Annotated in this window: 10 protein-coding genes; 8 read left to right on the top strand and 2 right to left on the bottom strand. The window is 71.2% G+C overall.

Features of this window, described 5'->3' with window-relative positions; all coding sequences use genetic code 11:
- On the top strand, positions 1 to 641 hold a 641-nt coding region (locus tag ACZ5ID_RS31995; protein ID WP_468904899.1), incomplete at its 5' end, for a VOC family protein.
- A 167-nt stretch (positions 642 to 808) separates the two neighbouring features.
- Here the strand turns inward: ACZ5ID_RS31995 and ACZ5ID_RS31990 are convergent.
- Positions 809 to 2,527, bottom strand: a complete 1,719-nt coding sequence (locus ACZ5ID_RS31990; protein WP_468904897.1) for a sensor histidine kinase — start codon at positions 2,525 to 2,527, stop codon at positions 809 to 811.
- A gap of 250 nt (positions 2,528 to 2,777) precedes the next feature.
- On the opposite strand from ACZ5ID_RS31990, the gene ppdK reads away from it, so the two are divergent.
- The 7 genes from ppdK (at position 2,778) to ACZ5ID_RS31955 (ending at position 13,236) form a co-directional block, all read left to right on the top strand.
- Positions 2,778 to 5,462 (top strand): pyruvate, phosphate dikinase, encoded by a 2,685-nt coding sequence (ppdK, locus tag ACZ5ID_RS31985; RefSeq protein WP_468904894.1) that lies wholly within the window; start codon positions 2,778 to 2,780, stop codon positions 5,460 to 5,462.
- Between the two features lie 231 nt (positions 5,463 to 5,693).
- Positions 5,694 to 6,365 carry a CBS domain-containing protein gene (locus tag ACZ5ID_RS31980; RefSeq protein WP_468904892.1) on the top strand — a complete coding sequence of 224 codons (672 nt, stop codon included), beginning with the start codon at positions 5,694 to 5,696 and terminating at the stop codon, positions 6,363 to 6,365.
- A 135-nt stretch (positions 6,366 to 6,500) separates the two neighbouring features.
- Entirely contained in the window at positions 6,501 to 9,194 is a 2,694-nt protein-coding gene (adhE, locus tag ACZ5ID_RS31975; RefSeq protein WP_468904890.1) for a bifunctional acetaldehyde-CoA/alcohol dehydrogenase, read from the top strand.
- A gap of 75 nt (positions 9,195 to 9,269) precedes the next feature.
- Positions 9,270 to 10,484, top strand: a complete 1,215-nt coding sequence (locus ACZ5ID_RS31970) for a globin domain-containing protein (RefSeq protein ID WP_468904888.1) — start codon at positions 9,270 to 9,272, stop codon at positions 10,482 to 10,484.
- Positions 10,485 to 10,526: 42 nt separating this feature from the next.
- On the top strand, positions 10,527 to 10,934 hold the full coding sequence (locus ACZ5ID_RS31965) for a hypothetical protein (protein ID WP_468904886.1): 408 nt from the start codon (positions 10,527 to 10,529) through the stop codon (positions 10,932 to 10,934).
- A gap of 64 nt (positions 10,935 to 10,998) precedes the next feature.
- Positions 10,999 to 12,567: an oleate hydratase gene (locus tag ACZ5ID_RS31960; protein ID WP_468904883.1), complete on the top strand. Its 1,569-nt coding sequence runs from the start codon at positions 10,999 to 11,001 to the stop codon at positions 12,565 to 12,567.
- Between the two features lie 195 nt (positions 12,568 to 12,762).
- Positions 12,763 to 13,236 carry a pyridoxamine 5'-phosphate oxidase family protein gene (locus tag ACZ5ID_RS31955; RefSeq protein WP_468904881.1) on the top strand — a complete coding sequence of 158 codons (474 nt, stop codon included), beginning with the start codon at positions 12,763 to 12,765 and terminating at the stop codon, positions 13,234 to 13,236.
- 205 nt (positions 13,237 to 13,441) lie between these two features.
- Here ACZ5ID_RS31955 and ACZ5ID_RS31950 read toward each other — a convergent pair whose 3' ends face one another.
- Positions 13,442 to 14,512: a zinc-dependent alcohol dehydrogenase family protein gene (locus ACZ5ID_RS31950; protein WP_468904879.1), complete on the bottom strand. Its 1,071-nt coding sequence runs from the start codon at positions 14,510 to 14,512 to the stop codon at positions 13,442 to 13,444.
- Positions 14,513 to 14,739 lie beyond the last annotated feature (227 nt).

Raw genomic sequence — 14,739 nt, 5'->3', positions numbered from 1 at the left:
ACACCGCGCTGTTCGGTTGGACCGTCGCCCCATCGGACCCCAACGGCTACAGGCTCTGCACGCTGCGCGGACAACTCGTCGCCGCCCTGGGGCCGGCCGAGGACGCCGGCGCACCCTACTGGACGATCAACGTCACCGTGTCGGACATCCAAGCCACCGCCACCCGCTTCACGAACCTGGGCGCCCAGATCATCGTGGCACCCACCGAAGTCGGGACACTCGGCCACTACGCCGTCGCTCTCGACCCCGTCGGCGCACCACTGTCACTCTGGCAGCCCGGCGCCCACACCGGCATGCAGCTGAACCACGAACCGGGCACCTTCGCCGGCATCAGCCTGCTCACCGACCACTCCGAGCAGGCCGCCGCCTTCTACCGACCAGCCCTGCACTGGAAATCCAACCCTGAGCACACCGAGTTCCGGTTGCGGGACAACTCCATCGCCGCCACCAGCCCGCCGCCAGGGAAACCAACGGCACAGCGATCACTCTGGCTGGTCAGTTTCGCCAGCAACAGACCCGATGCCGACGCCAAGCAGGCGCGACAGCTCGGTGCGACCGAAGTTCGCCAGGACTCCAACGGAGACGTGGTCTTGCGCGATCCCACCGGCGCTCTCTTCGGCCTTACCCAGCACGCCCGATAGCGCCACTCCGCCCGAACGCGTTGCCCCAGGCAATCGCGCACCAAGTTGTAAGCCGGACCCGCGCGGTGCGGGCCGCCCGGACCCGCTCCGCGCTCCCGGGTCCGGCCCGGGGCCGACGGGCCGGATGCGATCAGCGTTCAGCAGGACCGTCGCGTACCGCCACTCGCCTAGGGGTTGGTCACCGGTACCCGCCACACCAGCACCGTCCCGCCGTCCTGGGCCGCGTCGAGCTCCAGGAGGCCGCCCAGCTGCTGGGCCCGTTCCGCCATGTTGCGCAGCCCGCTGCGGCGGCCTCCGGAGGGGATGCCCACACCGTTGTCGGTCACCGACAGCCGTACCGCCCGTCCGTCGGTGGCCAGGACCACCTCGGCGCGGGACGCCTGGGCGTGCCGGGCGATGTTCGTCAGAGACTCCGAGAGCACGGCCACCAGGTGGTCGGCGATCTCCTTGGGGACATCGGTGTCCAGCAGGCCCTCCATGCGCACGGCCGGCGCGAAGCCCAGGACCGGCGCCGCCTCCCCCACCACCCGCACCGCCCGCGCCCGCAGGCCCGCCTCCCGGCCGCCCTCGCGGCTGCGCAGGCCGAAGATCGTCGACCTAATGATCTTGATGGTCTCGTCCAGGTCGTCGACCGCCCGCGCCACGCGCTCACCGGCCTCCCCGTGCCCGATGAAACGCCCGGCGCTCTGCAGGGTCATCCCGGTGGCGAACAGCCGCTGGATCGCCAGATCATGCAGGTCCCGAGCGATACGGTCACGGTCCTTGAGGACGGCGACCTCCTCCGCGTCCTGCCGGCGCTCCGCGAGCTCCATCGCGACGGCAGCCTGCGCGGCGAAAGCCTGCAGCGTCTCGGTCTCGGTGGCCGTGAACACCGGCCGGCCGTCCTCGCGCGCCAGCAGGACCACTCCGCGCGCGCCCGCCTGACCCGTGCCGATCGGGACGGCCACGGCCGGGCCGAGTCCCGCGAAGCGCGGGGGCTCCGGGGAGATCCGCTCATCCTCACGGACGTTCTCACTGGTGACCGGGGCGGCCGAGGAGAACGCCAGCCCCATCAGGGTCGTGTCCATGGGCAGCACCAACCCCCGGTGTGCCTCGGCGTCCATCCCGACCGCGATTTCCACGGTCAGCGAGCCCGTGTCAGCCATCGGCAGCGCCACCGCCGCCAACGCCGCACTCGTGATCTCCCCGGCCCGCTCGGCGATCAGGTTGAGAACATTCATGCGCCCGTTGCCGGACATCACGCGGTGGGTGATCTCCGCGTTCGCCCGCAGCCACCGCTCACGCAGCCGCGACTCCTCGTACAGGCGGGCGTTGTCGATCGCCACACCGGCCGCCACCGCCAGCGTCAGGGTGACGGAGACGTCCTCCTCGTCGAACTCCCCGCCCCCACGCTTCTCGGTCAGGTACAGATTGCCGAAGACCTGGTCCCGCACCCGGATCGGCACACCCAGGAAGGTGTTCATCGGCGGATGGTGGGCCGGGAAGCCGTACGAGGACGGATGATCGGAGATCTTCTCCAGCCGCAGGGGCTCGGGGTGGCTGATGAGTTCGCCGAGGATGCCATGACCCTCCGGGTAGGGGCCGATCCGTGCGATCTGCTCCTCGTCGACACCCACCGTGTGGAAGGCGGACAGCCGCCTGCCGTCCGGGCCGATCACGCCCAGCGCCGCGTACTCCGCGTCGACGAGCACCGCCGCCGCCTCCACGATCCTGCGCAGCGCCTGCTCCAGATCGAGCTCACGGCCGACCGACAGCACCGCCTCCAGCAGGCTGTGCACCCGGTCCCGGGTACCACGGGCCGCGTCCAGACGCCCCTGCAGCTCCTCCAGCAGCTCGTCCAGCCGCAGCTGAGGCAGCCGTACACGGGCCTCCTCGGGACTCTCCACCCGCACTCCTCCAGGTCCCCTCGACACACGGACCCCACCGGTCCGGTCATGTGCCACGGTAATGCCCCGCCGCCAGGGACAACACCGAATCCGGGCGAGTTCGCCGCTCTCCGCCCCACCCACCGAGATATCCGGCCGGTGGGCCGATCGGCCCCCTCTGAGGGGACCGACAGCATCTGCCCCCGCACGGCCCGGTCGTCCGACGCTGGAGGTCCACTGGCCCACGACCGACGACGAGGAGACCAGCGTCATGGTCCGTTACGTGTACGACTTCACGGAGGGCGGCCGGGACCTGGCCGGTCTGCTCGGCGGCAAGGGCGCGAACCTGGCCGAGATGACGCGGCTGGGCCTTCCCGTCCCGCCGGGCTTCACCGTCACCACCGAGGCCTGCCGCGCCTTCCTCGCCACCGGATCCGAGCCCGACGGTGTCTACGACGAGCTCACCCGGCACCTGGCCGCCCTGGAGAAGACCGCCGGGCGGCGCCTGGGCCAGCCCGACGACCCGCTGCTGCTGTCCGTCCGCTCCGGGGCCCGCTTCTCGATGCCCGGCATGATGGAGACGATCCTCGACATAGGTCTGAACGACCACTCCGTCCTGGGCCTCGCCGAGACCTCCGGAAACGAACGCTTCGCCTGGGACTCCTACCGTCGACTCGTACAGATGTTCGGCAGCACGGTCATGGGAGTCGACGCCGGGCTCTTCGAGAAGGCCCTGGCCGACCTGAAGGAAGCCCGGGGAGCCGAGAACGACCTGGGCCTGAACGCGGCGGACCTGGCCGGTCTCGTCGGTGCCTTCAAGGACCTGATCGTCCGGGAGACCGGCACGACGTTCCCGCAGTCACCCGTGGAGCAGCTGCGCCGCGCCGTCCTCGCCGTCTTCGCCTCCTGGAGGGGCGAGCGCGCCCGGGTCTACCGCCGCCGCGAACACATCCCGGACGACCTGGGCACCGCGGTGAACGTGCAGACCATGGTCTTCGGCAACCTCGGCCCCGGTTCCGGCAGCGGCGTCGCCTTCACCCGGGACCCGGCCACGGGGCAGGCCGGCCCGTACGGCGACTACCTGCCGAACGCCCAGGGCGAGGACGTCGTCGCCGGTATCCGCAACACCGTCCCGCTCACCGCACTGGGGCGGCTCGACCCGGTCTCCTACGAGGAACTGCGCAAGCACATGCGGACGTTGGAGAGGCACTACCGGGATCTGTGCGACATCGAGTTCACCATCGAGCGCGGGCGGCTGTGGATGCTGCAGACCCGGGTGGGCAAACGCACCGCCGAGGCCGCGTTCACGATCGCGGCCCAGCTCGTCGACGAAACCCTCATCTCCCGCGACGAGGGCCTGGTCCGCGTCGACGGCGACGGGCTCGCCCGCCTGATGTTCCCCCGCTTCGACACCTCGGCCGTCGGCAGGGCACTGGCCCACGGCGTCCCGGCGTCTCCGGGGGCGGCCGTGGGCGCCGCGGTGTTCGACTCGGCCGAGGCCGTCCGCCGCGCCGCGACGGGTGAGAAGGTCGTCCTCGTACGCCAGGAGACCACTCCCGACGATCTGCCCGGCATGATCGCCGCGCAGGCCGTACTGACCAGCCGGGGAGGCAAGACCAGCCACGCGGCCGTGGTCGCGCGCGGCATGGGAAGGGTATGTGTGTGCGGCGCCGAACAGCTCGCCGTGGACACCGCCGCACGCCGCTTCACCGTGGGTGACACCGTCGTCGAGGAGGGCACACTCCTGTCCGTCGACGGCTCCGAGGGCACGGTGTTCCTGGATGCCGCCCCGCTCGTCGACTCCCCGGTCATGCGGTACTTCGAGACGGGTGAAAGGCCGGCCGGCCTGGTCGACGCGGTGGCCCGCGCCATGGAGCGGGCCGACGACGTGCGGCGCCTGGAGGTACGGGCCAACGCCGACACCCCCGAGGACGCCGCACGGGCCCGGCGCTTCGGCGCGCAGGGCATCGGGCTGTGCCGCACCGAGCACATGTTCCTCGGTGAGCGGCGCAAGCTGGTCGAGGCGATGATCCTGGCCCACGACGAGCCGGGGCGCGAACAGGCGCTCAGCGCCCTGCTGCCACTCCAGCGAGAAGACTTCACCAGCATCCTGGAGGCGATGGACGGCCTGCCCGTCACCATCCGCCTCATCGACCCGCCCCTGCACGAGTTCCTGCCCGACCGCACCGACCTCGCCGTCCGCATCGCCACCGCGCAGGCCCGCGGCGACGCGGCCGACCCGCACGAGGGCGAACTGCTCGAAGCCGTCACCCGGATGCACGAGGAGAACCCCATGCTCGGGCTGCGCGGCGTCCGCCTGGGGCTGGTCGTCCCGGGGCTGGTCGCCATGCAGGTGCGCGCGATCGCCGAAGCGGTCGTGGCACTCACCCGGGCCGGAGGCTCGCCCCGGGCGGAGATCATGGTGCCGCTGGTGGGCGCCGTCGAGGAGCTGCGCATCGAGCGCGAGGAGGTGGAACGCGTCCTCGCCGAGGTGTCCAAGGAGTCCGGTATCCCGGTCCACTGCCCGGTCGGCACCATGATCGAGCTTCCCCGGGCCGCGCTCACCGCCGGACGCATCGCCCAGGAGGCCCAGTTCTTCTCCTTCGGCACCAATGACCTCACCCAGACCACCTGGGGCTTCTCCCGGGACGACGTCGAGGCCGCGTTCTTCTCCACCTATCTCGACAAGGGCATCTTCACGGCATCACCGTTCGAGACGCTCGACCGCGCGGGCGTGGGCCGCCTGGTGCGGATCGCGGTCGACGAAGGCCGCGCCACCCGCCCTGACCTGAAGATCGGTGTCTGCGGGGAACACGGCGGGGACCCGGACTCCGTGCACTTCTTCCACGAGGCGGGCCTCGACTACGTCTCTTGCTCGCCTTACCGCGTCCCCGTCGCACGGCTGGAAGCCGGCCGGGCCGCCCTCGCCACCACGGCGACGAGCAACAGCACCTGAGCGGGACGGGACGTTGTACCCGGACCGTCCCGGCAATCGCCCACCGCGTCACGGGCGGGTCGGTCCCTGCGGCGGGAAGCTCGGCCCCTGTCCGGGCCGGGGCCGGGCGAGCAGCCTGGAACTGCGTACCGGAGCCGGGCGAGAAGGGCCCCGGCCCGGACACCGGCCCCGGACAGCGGCTGCGGCACAACGGCCCGGCCCCACGAGCGGATGAGGAAGGAAGTGGGCGGCATGACCCGCATCATCGGTGAGGTGATGACCCGCGAGGTCGTCGAGGCGCAGCGCGAGACACCGATCAAGGATGTGGTGCGGCTGCTGGACCGGCACCGCATCAGCGGCATGCCCGTCGTGGACGACGACGACAAGGTCGTCGGAGTGATCTCCGAAACGGACCTGCTCCACCGCCAGGCGGCGCGCTCCACCGGCCCCCCGTCGCGGCGCCTCACCCTGCCCGCCCTGCGCCGCTCAGCCCGTCGCTCCGCCGCCGTCGCCCGCACCGCGCAGGAGCTGATGTCGAGCCCGGCGGTCACCGTGCATCCGGAACAGCGCGTCGCGGATGCCGCGCGGGTCATGGAGCGCCACGGGATCGAGCGCCTGCCGGTCGTCGACGAGGAGGACCGGCTCATCGGCATCGCCACCCGGCGCGACCTCCTGCGTGTCTTCCTGCGCACGGACGAGGAGATCCGCCGGGAGGTCCTGGACACGGTGGTGGCCCAGCTGCCCGGGCGCCCACCCCGCCAGGTGTCCGTCTCGGTCCGGGACGGCATGGTCACGCTCCAGGGGTCCCTGGAGCAGCGCACCGACATCCCCCTGGCGCTCCGGCTGACCTACCGGGTGGACGGGGTGGTGGGCGTCGTGAACGGCCTGAAGGTCCGTACGGGTAGGGGGCCGATCGGTCCCTGAGCAGGACCATCGGGACCTGGGAGGGGCCCCGCGGAAAGGAGAGGGTGTGGATGGAAGCGGTACCGGTTCCCTGCGGACGCCGCTCCTGCCCGCCGCCCCGCGGCCCAGCCCTCTCCTGTACGGAGGCTCGCCCTCATGACCCGCCACGACGACCCGAGCACGACCGCCTCCCCGGCCGGCGCGCCGTCCGACACCGCCATAGCGGTGGACCGGCTGGTGACCAACGCCCTGAAGGCCCTGGCCGATTACGAGGCCCTCGACCAGGAACAGGTCGACCACATCGTGAACAAGGCCTCGGTCGCCGCCCTCGACCAGCACACCGCGCTCGCACGGCTGGCCGTGGAGGAGACCGGACGCGGCGTCGTCGAGGACAAGGCCGCCAAGAACATGTTCGCCTGCGAGCACGTCACGCACAGCATGGGCCCGATGAAGACGGTCGGCGTCATCGCCCGGGACGACATCGACGACATGACCGAGATCGCCGAGCCCGTCGGCGTGGTGTGCGCGGTCACCCCCGTCACCAACCCGACCTCCACCACCATCTTCAAGGCCCTGATGGCTCTCAAGACCCGTAACCCGGTCGTCTTCGCCTTCCACCCCGCTGCGCAGCGGTGCAGCGCGCAGGCGGCCCGCATCGTGCGCGACGCGGCGCTCGCCGCGGGTGCGCCCGAGCACTGCGTGCAGTGGATCGAGGCCCCGTCCGTCGAGGCGACCGGCGCCCTGATGCGCCACCCGGGCGTCTCCCTCATCCTGGCCACCGGCGGCAACGCCATGGTCAAGGCCGCCTACTCGGCCGGCAAGCCCGCCCTGGGCGTGGGCGCCGGCAACGTTCCCGCCTATGTGCACAAGAGCGCCGATCTGCGCCGGGCCGTCAACGACCTGGTGCTGTCCAAAGCTTTCGACAACGGCATGATCTGCGCCTCCGAACAGGCCGTCATCCTGGACGAGGAGATCTACGACGCGGCCCTGGAGGAGTTCCGCACCCTGCACGCACACGTGGCGACGGCCGAGGAGAAGGCGAAGCTGGCGGCGTTCCTCTTCCCCGCGGGCGCCGCGGGGGCGGGCTGCGAACCCAAGGTCAACTCCGCGGCCGTGGGACAGAGCGCGGCCTGGATCGCCGAGCAGGCGGGCTTCGCCGTGCCGCACGACACCTCACTCATCCTCGTCGAGGCCGACCGGGTCGGCCCGGTGGAGCCGCTCACCCGCGAGAAGCTCTGCCCCGTCCTCGCCGTCCTGCGGGCCGGCTCCGCGCAGCACGGCTTCGACCTGGCCGCCGACATGGTCGCCTTCAACGGCCAGGGCCACAGCGCCGTCATCCACACCGAGGACACCGCGCTGGCGGAGGAGTACGGCAAGCGCATCAAGACCGTACGCATCATCGTCAACGCACCGTCCTCGCAAGGGGCGATCGGCGGCATCTACAACAGCCTGCTGCCGTCGCTGACGCTGGGATGCGGCTCCTGGGGCAGCACCTCGGTGTCGAACAACGTCTCCGCCGCCCAGCTCCTGAACGTCAAGCGGGTCTCGGTCCGCCGCAACAACCTGCAGTGGTTCAAGGTCCCGCCGAAGATCTACTTCGAGCCGCAGGCCATCCGCTACCTCGCCGACATGCCGGACGTGCACCGCGTCACCGTCGTCACGGACGCGACGATGACACGCCTCGGCCTCGTCGGCCGCATCGAGCGCGTACTGCGACAGCGCCGGGAACCGGTCACCATCCAGGTCATCGACGGCGTCGAGCCCGAGCCGAGCATCGACTCCGTCCGCCGCGGCGCCCGTCTCATGGGCGACTTCCGCCCGGACACCATCATCGCGCTCGGCGGCGGCTCCCCGATGGACGCGGCCAAGGTGATGTGGCTGCTGTACGAGGAGCAGGCCGATGGCAGGGACGTCGACTTCGCCGACATGCGCCACAAGTTCTCCGACATCCGCAAGCGCGCCTTCCGCTTCCCCACCCTGGGCAAGCTGGCTCGTCTGGTGTGCATCCCGACCACGTCCGGGACCGGCGCCGAGGTCACCCCGTTCGCCGTCATCTCCGACCCCGCCACCGGCAAGAAGTACCCCCTGGCCGACTATGCCCTGACCCCCAGCGTGGCCATCGTCGACCCGCTGCTCACCACCGGCCTGCCCCGGGCGCTCGCCGCCGACAGCGGTTTCGACGCCCTCACCCACGCCATCGAGGCCTATGTGTCGGTGTACGCCAACGACTTCACCGACGGGCCCGCCCTGCACGCCATCCGGCTGATCTTCGACAACATCGAGGCAGCGGTCAACGACCGCGCGGCGCAGCCGCGGGCCCGGGAGAAAATGCACAACGCCGGCACCATCGCGGGCATGGCCTTCGGCAGCGCCTTCCTGGGCATCGTGCACGCGATGTCCCACACCCTCGGTGCCACCTTCCACATCGCGCACGGGCGGACGAACGCCGTACTGCTGCCGCACGTCATCCGCTACAACGGCACCGTCCCCGGCAAGTTGACCGGCTGGCCCAAGTACGAGCACTACCGGGCCCCCGAACGCTTCCAGGACATCGCCCGCACCCTCGGCCTGCCCGCCGCCACCGCGGCTGAGGGCGTCGAGTCACTGGCCTCGGCGGTGGAACGGCTGCGCGACGCCGTGGGCATCGAACCGAGCTTCCAGGCCCTCGGCGTCGACGAACACGCCTTCCTCGACGCCCTGCCACAGCAAGCCCTCAACGCCTTCGACGACCAGTGCGCACCCGCCAACCCGCGGATGCCCATGCTCGACGACATGCAAGCACTCATGCGCACGGCCTACTACGGCCGTGTCCCGGCCCGGCCGGACACCGCCCAGGCCGAGCGCGCGTAGCGCCCGCCCGCAATCCTCCTTCCGCCTGTTCCCCCTCGGCGACTCGCCGTCACCCTTCTCCTCACTGGAGGTCCCATGCTGTCCGCGGAATCCGCCGCCCTCGTCCGAGCCACCCTGCCCACCGTGGCCGGAGCACTCGACGAGATCACCACCCGCTTCTACGGCTCGATGTTCCAGGACCGGCCGGAACTGCTCGACGGCATGTTCAACCGGGGAAACCAGGCCAGCGGCGCCCAGCGGCGAGCCCTGGCCGGATCGATCGCCGCCTTCGCCACCGCCCTGCTCGACAACCCCGACACCCGTCCCGACACCCTGCTGGCGAGGATCGCCCACAAGCACGCCGCGGTCGGCGTCACCGACGACCAGTACACGATCGTGCACAAGTACCTCTTCGGCGCGATCGCCGAGGTCCTCGGCGACGCCCTCACCCCGGATGTGGCAGCCGCCTGGGACGAGGTGTACTGGCTGATGGCCGGCGCCCTGATCAGCCAGGAAGCACGCCTCTACCACGACGCGCAGGTCGAACCCGGTGAGATCTGGCGGCGCTGGACGGTCGTCGCGCGCCGCACCGAGACCCCCGACGTCGTCTCCTTCCTGCTGCGCCCGGCGGACGGCGAACCGGCCCCGCGCGCCCGCGCGGGCCAGTACGTGAGCGTCCGCGTGCGCATGGACGACGGCATCCACCAGCTGCGCCAGTACAGCCTGTCCTCGGCCCCCGGCCAGGACCTGCGCCGCATCACCGTGAAGCGCGTCACCGGCGACGCCGAAGAGCCGGACGGCGAGGTCTCCACCCTGCTGCACGAACGGGTTCAGGTGGGCGACGAACTGTCGCTGTCCGCGCCGTTCGGCGATGTCTTCCTCGACGAACCGGCCGATGCCGCCACCCCGCTCGTCCTGATCTCGGCCGGCATCGGCTGCACCCCCATGGCCGGCATCCTGACCCACCTCGCCGCTCTCGGCTCGACCCGCCCGCTCCTGGTCATGCACGCCGACCGCTCCCCCGGCCACCACGCCCTGCGCACCGAGACCCACGACCTCCTGCGCCGACTGGCCGGCGCCCGCTCCGTCCTCTGGTACGAGCACCCCGGCTCGGAGGAGCCCGGTGCGCGCCCCGGCCTGATGGACCTCACCGGACTCGACATCCCGGACGGCGCCACGGTGTTCCTGTGCGGCCCGCTGCCCTTCATGCGCGCCGTACGCGGACAGCTGCGCGACGCCGGCGTCCCCGCGCAGCGCATCCGCTACGAAGTCTTCGGCCCCGACCTGTGGCTGCCCGAGCCGACGGTCTGAACCGTGAGCACCCCCTCCGATCTCCCGAAAGAGGCATCCCGCATGACCACCGAACCCAGGCCCACAGTCCTGCTGCGCTGCGACGGCGCCGTGGACGAGGACACCCTTGCCTACGCCCAGGCCAAGATCGACGCCCTCGCGCACCGGTCCGGTCTGCCCGCGATCACCGGTGAGATACGCATCGTAGGGGCCACCGTCCACCACGCCGGCCGCCCCTGGTCGGCCACCGCCGACCTCTACGTGGGCGGCCGGCACATCGTCGCCACCGCCGAGGAGGCCACCGGCACCGAACTCGTCGACCGGCTCCAGGACCGGCTGCGCCGTCAGACCGAGAAGGCGGCCCACCGACACGGCCACCACACTGCGGCCCCGCCCTGGCGCGCCACCGGCGGCACCACCCGGACCGCCGTGGACACGGCCGGCACGGCGGAAGGCAGTCACACGGCATGAACACACGCCACGTATCCGCAGGACATACGAGCGCGGCCGACCGGGGACGACGGGGAGGTGCATGATGGCCCAGGCCTATCTGGTGGGCAGTGGAATCGCGGCGCTGGCCGCGGCCGCCTTCCTGATCCGTGACGGCGGCTTCGAGGGATGCGACATCCATCTCTTCGAAGAACAGCGGATCCCCGGCGGCAGCCTCGACGCGGGCGGCACGCCGGACACCGGCTACAGCATGCGCGGCGGGCGGATGTTCGAAGCCGAGTACCGCTGCACATACGACCTGTTGTCCACCATTCCCACCCTCGACGATCCCGCGGTCTCCGTGACCGAGGAGATCATGGCCGGACACGAGGACTTCGCCTGGGACGACATCGCTCGTCTCGTCGACGGGGACGGCAAGATCCTGGACACGACGTCGATGGGCCTGTCCGAACGCGACCGACTGGAGCTGGTCCGCTGTCTGGCCACCCCCGAGGGACACCTGGACGGCAAGCGGATCACCGACTGCATGGGGGAACACTTCTTCACCACCCCCTTCTGGCTCATGTGGTGCACGACCTTCGCCTTCCAGCCCTGGCACAGCGCCATCGAATTCCGCCGCTACCTGCGGCGCTTCGTCCACCTCCTGCCCCAGTTCGCCACCATGTCGGGCATCCACCGGACCCGCTACAACCAGTACGACTCCATCGTGCTGCCGCTGGTGGCGTGGCTGCGTGAGCGAGGTGTCACCGTGCACACCGGCTGCCGCGTCACCGACCTCGGGTTCGGACCCGGCCCCCGCAGCGGCACGGTCGAGACCCTGCATCTGACCCGGCACGGACGGGCCGAGAAGATCGCCGTCGCTCCCGAGGACCTGGTCCTCGTCACCAACGGCTCCATGACCGACGCCTCCAGCCTCGGCACACACACCTCGCCTCCCCCGCCGGCGCCGCACCGCTCGGACGCCTGGCTGCTGTGGCACCGGCTGGCCCGTGGACGCGACGACTTCGGCACGCCTGCCGTCTTCGACAAGAACGTCAAGGAGTCCGGCTGGGAGTCGTTCACGGTCACGTCGAAGGACCCCGCCTTCCTCACGGCCCTGGAGGAGTTCAGCGGCCGGCCCACCGGGCGCGGCGGTCTGATGACCTTCACCGGCTCCAACTGGCTTCTCACCATCGTCGCCAACCGCCAACCCGTCTACCGCGGCCAGCCGCAGGACACCGGGGTCTGGTGGGGCTACGGCCTCTTCCCCGACCGGGTGGGTAATCATCTGCCCAAGCCGATGACGATGTGCTCCGGTCGCGAGATCCTCGAAGAGGTGCTGCACCATCTTCCGTTCGACAAACCGACCTCGGCCCGCGTCCTGGAAAGCTCCACCGTCGTGCCCTGTGTGATGCCGTACATCACCAGCCAGTTCTTGGTCCGGCGCCGTGCGGACCGGCCCCGAGTGGTTCCCGAAGGCTCGGTCAACCTCGCGTTCATCGGTCAGTTCGCGGAAGTCGCCGACGACGTCGTCTTCACCGTCGAGTACTCCGTACGAACCGCCTGGACGGCCGTGGCGCAGCTCCTGGATCTGAAGGGTCCGCCGGAGGTCTACCCCGGCCACCACGACCCGCACGTACTGGCCGCCGCGTTGGAGAGCGTGCACCGCCGGTAGTCCTTACCCCGGGCACACGGTCCGTTCGGCCCTGCGTGGAGGACGTTCGGCACCTACGACAAGCGCGCGACACGCACAACAGTGGCAACAGGAGCGGCGTCGGCCCCCGCGGCGCCGCTCCCCCGCAGTCAGGCCGGCCACCCTGCGGATGACCGGCGGAACGGCGAGCGCCCCGACCCCTACGGAAAAACCGTCATGACTGGCTACAAGAACCTGCCGAACGGCTCACCGGCACACAGCAGCGTCGACCTGGACCGCGATGCGGCGCTGCGGCTGCTGGGCAGCGTGTCCCTGGGGCGGGTGGTCTTCACCCAACACGCGTTGCCGACCGTGCGTCCGGTCAACCATGCCCTGATCGAGGGCGACCTCGTCATCCGCACCCACGGTGACGCAGCTCTGACGCGGTACACCCGGCAGGCCGGAGAACAGGGCGCGGTCGTCGCCTACGAGGCCGACGACATCGACCCCCGCACCCACCTCGGCTGGAGTGTGGTCGTCACCGGCTACGCCCGCCTGGTCACCGACGCGGCGGAACTGGCGCGCTATCAGGAGCGGCTGCTCCCCTGGGGGACGCAGCGCATGGATCACGCCGTCCGCATCCGCCCCGACCTGGTCACCGGGGTCCGCCTCACGACCGAGAATTCCTGCGGCCCCACACCCTTGCACTGAGCGTCGCGGCCTCGCACACGGCCGGCTGCGCACCGTCCACTCCGGCCTGCCGAGCCTGACGAGGCAGTCAACAGCCCCTCAGCAACCCTTCGGCACCCCCTCGGCAACGCGGAACGGCCCCTGAAGCAGGGGCCGTTCGTAGTGTGGCCGGACGACGCCGCGCGCCCGGACGAGGAGCGGGGGCGCGCCGACCGCATGCCTCCCGTCAGCCCGCCGGGACGGCGACCTCGTCGTGCGGGGCCGGGCCGAGCACCACTTTGAGCGCGCCGGTGTCGGCGGCCCGGGCGAAGACGTCGTACGCCTCCTCCATCCGCTCCAGCGGGAAGGTGTGGGTGACCAGCTGCCCGGTCGGCAGCCGGCCGGCCGCAGCCATGCGCAGCAGGGTCGGAGTGGAACGGGTGTCCACCAGACCGGTGGTGAGGGTGATGTTCTTGATCCACAGGTCTTCCAGGTGCAGGGTGGCGGGCTTCCCGTGGACCCCGATGTTGGCCACATGGCCGCCGGGCCGCACCATGCGTGTGCACAGCTCGAAGCTCTCCGGCACACCGACCGCCTCGATGACCACGTCCGCGCCGAGCCCGTCCGTGAGGTCGGCGACCAGTTGCTCGGGACGCTCCGCGGCACTGGCGACGGCGTCCGCGCCGAACCGGCGGGCTGCCTCCAGCCGGGAGTGGGCCACATCGACGGCGACGATCCGTCCGGGCGTGAACAGCCGGGCGGTGGCGATGGCCGCGAGGCCGATGGGACCGGCTCCGACGACGGCCACGGTGTCGCCCGGCCGCACGTTCCCGTTGAGTACGCCCACCTCGTACGAGGTGGGGAAGATGTCCGCCAGCAGGACGGCGTCCTTGCTCTCCACGGTGCTGGGCAGCGCGTGCACGGACAGGTCGGCGTAGGGGACGCGCACGTACTCGGCCTGCGTGCCGTCGATCAGGTGGCCGAGGATCCAGCCGCCCCCGCCCCGGCACTGCCCGTAGGCACTCTCGCGGCAGTAGCGGCAGCGGCCGCAGGCGGTGATGCAGGAAACCAGGACCCGGTCCCCCGGCCGCACGGTCCGCACATCGCTGCCGACCTCCACGATCTCGCCGACGGCCTCGTGCCCCAGGACCGTACCCGGACGGACCTCGGGCACATCTCCCTTGAGGATGTGCAGGTCCGTCCCGCAGATCGTGACGGCTCCCACGCGCACGATGGCGTCGGCGGGCTCCTTGATCGCGGGGTCGGGGACCTCTTCCCAGGCGGATTGCCCGGGGCCGTGGAAGACGAAGCCTTTCATGACGCTCGTCACCGTCTTTTGTCCGAATGCCGGGGCGATCCCCCGTACGTCCAGCTTCTCCGGCGGGTCCGCGCCGCGCTTGGGCCGTCCGGCCCCATCCAGGTGCCGGACCGGGGCCCGGAGTCGGGCCCGGACCGTCGTGACACCACCGCGGGGGGGGGGGGGGGGGGGGGGGGGGGGGGGGGGGGGGCAGGGGTGGTGAGACTTTTCGCGGGAAGGGGGAGGAG

The organism is Streptomyces sp. NPDC031670 (assembly GCF_055580545.1).
The sequence above is the reverse complement of the archived record's forward strand: the minus strand, read 5'-3'. Positions and strand labels throughout refer to the sequence as shown.

What these genes read in the sequence shown, in the direction of transcription:
- ppdK (WP_468904894.1), top strand. Translation starts at nt 2,778, where the DNA reads ATGGTCCGTTACGTGTACGACTTCACGGAGGGCGGCCGGGACCTGGCC.
- ACZ5ID_RS31980 (WP_468904892.1), top strand. Translation starts at nt 5,694, where the DNA reads ATGACCCGCATCATCGGTGAGGTGATGACCCGCGAGGTCGTCGAGGCG.
- adhE (WP_468904890.1), top strand. Translation starts at nt 6,501, where the DNA reads ATGACCCGCCACGACGACCCGAGCACGACCGCCTCCCCGGCCGGCGCG.
- ACZ5ID_RS31970 (WP_468904888.1), top strand. Translation starts at nt 9,270, where the DNA reads ATGCTGTCCGCGGAATCCGCCGCCCTCGTCCGAGCCACCCTGCCCACC.
- ACZ5ID_RS31965 (WP_468904886.1), top strand. Translation starts at nt 10,527, where the DNA reads ATGACCACCGAACCCAGGCCCACAGTCCTGCTGCGCTGCGACGGCGCC.
- ACZ5ID_RS31960 (WP_468904883.1), top strand. Translation starts at nt 10,999, where the DNA reads ATGGCCCAGGCCTATCTGGTGGGCAGTGGAATCGCGGCGCTGGCCGCG.
- ACZ5ID_RS31955 (WP_468904881.1), top strand. Translation starts at nt 12,763, where the DNA reads ATGACTGGCTACAAGAACCTGCCGAACGGCTCACCGGCACACAGCAGC.
- ACZ5ID_RS31950 (WP_468904879.1), bottom strand. Translation starts at nt 14,512, where the DNA reads ATGAAAGGCTTCGTCTTCCACGGCCCCGGGCAATCCGCCTGGGAAGAG.